Below are 3,444 nucleotides of genomic sequence, written 5' to 3'. Positions count from 1 at the left end.
CCGCGCGGGGGGGCGGGGGGGGCCGCCGGCCCCCCCCCCCCCCCCGCCCGGCAGCGGGACCGGCCCGAACGGGGGCCCCGGCCCGACGCGACGGCGCCGGTCTGCCGCTTCGTCGCGGCACCGGCGGTGTCGACGGCCCAGCCCGGCAGGCCCCGGCCGTTCCTGCGCGAGAGGCCGACCGACCTGAGCGTGCCCCGCTTCGGCGAAGGCGCGCGGGCACAGGGCTACCCCTGGCTGCTGCCGGAGCGCACGGTGCAGAACGGCATCGCCGCCGACGAAGCCAGGGTCGGTGCCCTCACCATCCGCGCCGCCTCCGTCGTCGGGCCCGGCCACCGCTGCGGCCAGCCCGCCGAGCCGCGACAGGACTCCTACCGGATCGGGCGGAGCCCGGACAGCCGGTACGCGATCGTGGCCGTGGCCGACGGCCTGTCCAGCGCGGCCTGGTCCGACATCGGGGCCACCGCGGCCTCCAGCCAGGCCGTCACCCTGCTGCGCGAGCAGATCGAGGCGGTCGGCTTCGACCGGCTCGACGTCAAGGCGCTGTACGGGCGGGTCGCTGAATCGATCGCCGCGCACGCGGCCGGACGCGGCGTCGGCACCTCGCACCTGGCGACCGTGCTGATCACCGCGGTGATCGCCGAGCCGGACGCGAACGGCGTGGCGCGGGCATGGGTCGGCTGGCTCGGTGACAGTTCGGCCTGGACACTCGACCCGCGCGTCCCGCTGTGGCAGTTCTCCGCCGGCGAAGCCAAGGACCGTGCGGCCGTGGTGGTTTCGAACGAGGTCGCCGGCCGACTGCCGGACACGCCGCACCTGGCCGTGGACGGTTACGTCACCCTGGCGGCCGGTGCCGCCCTCGCCCTGGTCACGGACGGGATCGGCGACGCGTGGGCGGACCGGGCGGGCAACGTCAACGAGTACTTCGCGAACGCCTGGCGCTCGCCGGTCCCGGCCACCCGGTTCACCGCCGACGTCGGCTTCGACGCACCGCAGTGCCTCGACGACCGCACCGCCGTCGTGGTGTGGAACGGCAGCGGGACATGACCGACTCCGATCCCGTCGCCGGCGGCGGCGCCCCGGCGGTGGACCCGCGGGGCTGGGCGTTGCCGAGGACCGTGGGCCTCGGCGATCTCGGACCGCTCGCCGAGCCGATCTCCGAACACAACGGCCAGGCCGTCGCCGTACGGCCGCTGACGGACCATCCGGGCTGGCTGGCCAAGCTCTACCGGCCCGGCCCGCACCAGGAGGACGGCCACCGGATCGACCTGCTGATCTCGGCTCCGGACACGCTGCCGGAGGCGGAGCGGGCGAGCTTGTACGCCGGGACGTGCTGGCCCGCGGCCCGGATCCGCGAGCCGGGGAACCCGGCCGTCGGGTGCGTGATCCCGATGGCGCCCGAGCAGTACCGTTCCGAGCTGCGGCGTGGCAAGTTCAGCGAGCGCCGGTTCCTGGAGATCGATTGGTTGGCGAAGTCCGACGAGTCGATCCGGCGCGTCGGCCTGCCGTGCCCCGGCTTCGAGGGCCGACTGGCTGCCTGCCGCCGGCTGACGGAGCTCGCCGCGATCCTGGAGGGCCTGGGCCTGGTCTACTCGGACTGGTCGTTCTCCAACGCCTTCTGGAGCCCGGAGGGCCGTTCCGTCTACCTGATCGACGTCGACGGCTGCCAGCCGAAGAAGATGCCCGACATCCACCAGCCGAACTGGGCCGACCCGCTCACGCCGCCGGGCTCCGACGCGGACCAGTACACCGACCGCTACCGGCTCGCCCTGCTCGTCGCCAAGTGCCTGACCGGCCGGCGCGACGCGAGCACCTTCCACGGCGTCGCCGCGTCCCACTGGCTGAACCAGCCCGCCGTCTCCGAGGTCCTGCTGGACATGCTGCTCGCGACCGACCGGGAGCGACGGCCCGCGGCCGCCCAGTTGAACCAGGCGCTGAACAACGGGCCCTACCTCAGGGCCGTGCCGCGTCCGACACGTACGCCGCTGCCCCAACTGCCCCCGAAGCAGCCGACGGTGGTGCTTCCGCAGCCCTCGCCGAACGCGATCCCGAAGCCCCCCGCCGTCGCCCGCATCAGCACGGTCGAGGAGCAGCAGAAGCCCGAGACCGGCCCGTCCACCAAGTGGATCTGGGTGCTCGCCTTCGTCGTGATCCTGGTCATCGTCATCGTCATCGCCTCCAACCACTAGCTCAGAGGTGCACACAATGTCACTCTGCCTGCCCACCTACGTGGTGATCGACGCCTCCTCGTCGATGAAGCCGCACGAGGCAGTGCTCAACGCGACCCTCTCGCGTCTGCACTACAACCTGGCGACGAATCCGCGCGTCTCGGAGTTCGCCAGGGTCAGCGTGGTCGCCTTCTCCACCGACGTGCACGTGGTGATCCCGATGTCGGACATGGAGCAGGTCCCGAGCATGCCCGAAGTGATCTGCGGCGGGGGCACCGAGTACGGCAAGGCCTTCGACCAGTTGCGGCAGAGCATCGAACAGGACGTCAGCAGCCTGCGGGCGCAGCAGTACAGCGTGCTGCGGCCGGCGGTCTTCTTCCTGACCGACGGCGCCCCGACCGACGCGAGGTGGCAGGACTCCTTCCGCAGGCTGGTGGACCGGAACTGGCCGCGCCACCCGCACGTGATCGCCTACGGCTTCGGCGCCGCCAGGCGCGACGTGCTGAAGGAGGTGGCGACCAAGGCGCTGTTCATCGCCGACGGTTCGGACACCGAGTCGGCGCTGAGCGGGGCGATCACCGGCCTGCTCAACACCCTGATCGCCTCCTCGCAAACCGGTCAGATGCACATCGCCACGGACGTCAAGGGCTTCGAGTACGTGCAGGTCGCCCAGGAATACGTGGACTGAGCGTGGACACCGACCCGCGTACCACGGCGCCCCGGGCGCTGAGGGCCTCCGCCGGGCTGTCCGTGCTGGCCGCGGTGCTGCTCGCCTGCGGCGGCGTGGTCGAGGTGGCGGGCCATCTCAGCGGCCCCTCGACGAACGGGGGCGGAGGCGGCTCGCACCCGGCGACGCCGGTGCCGGTACAACCGGCCCCGACCCCGACCCCGACCCCGACCCCGACCCCGGCCCCGACCCCGACCTCTGAGGTCTCCTCGCCCGCCGCGGCGCCGTCGCCGAGTTACTCGCCCTCGGCCTCACCCACCCAGCTGCCCGAGCCTACGGCCGCCCCCACCACCACACCGGCGTCTCCTTCGGAGCACCCTCCAGGGAAAGGGGCGTCCCGGACGAAGGCTCCTGTGACGAGGAACGCCGCCCCGTAGCTGCGATACCGGCGCGGCCACGGAGGGGCCGAGCAGCACGGGCAGCCGGTGGGCGGGCCGGGGAGTGCCGCTGATGGTGCCGCTGATGGTGGCGCCGTCACCCGAACGCAGTCGCGTCGGGTCCTCGCGCGGCCCCGGGGTAGGCCGGGAGGGGGGGCCGGGGGGCCGGCGCAAA

Annotated in this window: 3 protein-coding genes; all 3 read left to right on the top strand. The window is 73.3% G+C overall.

What is annotated here, in order from left to right:
- The coding region (locus ACFV6I_RS38535; RefSeq protein ID WP_380430842.1) for a protein phosphatase 2C domain-containing protein at positions 1 to 1,044 on the top strand (1,044 nt) is incomplete at its 5' end.
- Entirely contained in the window at positions 1,041 to 2,186 is a 1,146-nt protein-coding gene (locus ACFV6I_RS38530) for a hypothetical protein (protein WP_380430839.1), read from the top strand. The genes ACFV6I_RS38535 and ACFV6I_RS38530, both read left to right, overlap by 4 nt.
- Positions 2,187 to 2,202: 16 nt before the next feature.
- Positions 2,203 to 2,853, top strand: coding sequence for a VWA domain-containing protein (locus ACFV6I_RS38525; protein ID WP_380430836.1), 651 nt, complete (start codon positions 2,203 to 2,205; stop codon positions 2,851 to 2,853).
- The last annotated feature ends 591 nt before the right edge of the window (positions 2,854 to 3,444 follow it).

It is taken from the genome of Kitasatospora sp. NPDC059803 (assembly GCF_042732255.1).
Classification (GTDB): domain Bacteria; phylum Actinomycetota; class Actinomycetes; order Streptomycetales; family Streptomycetaceae; genus Kitasatospora.
Note: the sequence above shows the minus strand (reverse complement) of the source record. Positions and strands in the feature narration are given on the sequence as shown.

What these genes read in the sequence shown, in the direction of transcription:
- ACFV6I_RS38530 (WP_380430839.1), top strand. Translation starts at nt 1,041, where the DNA reads ATGACCGACTCCGATCCCGTCGCCGGCGGCGGCGCCCCGGCGGTGGAC.
- ACFV6I_RS38525 (WP_380430836.1), top strand. Translation starts at nt 2,203, where the DNA reads ATGTCACTCTGCCTGCCCACCTACGTGGTGATCGACGCCTCCTCGTCG.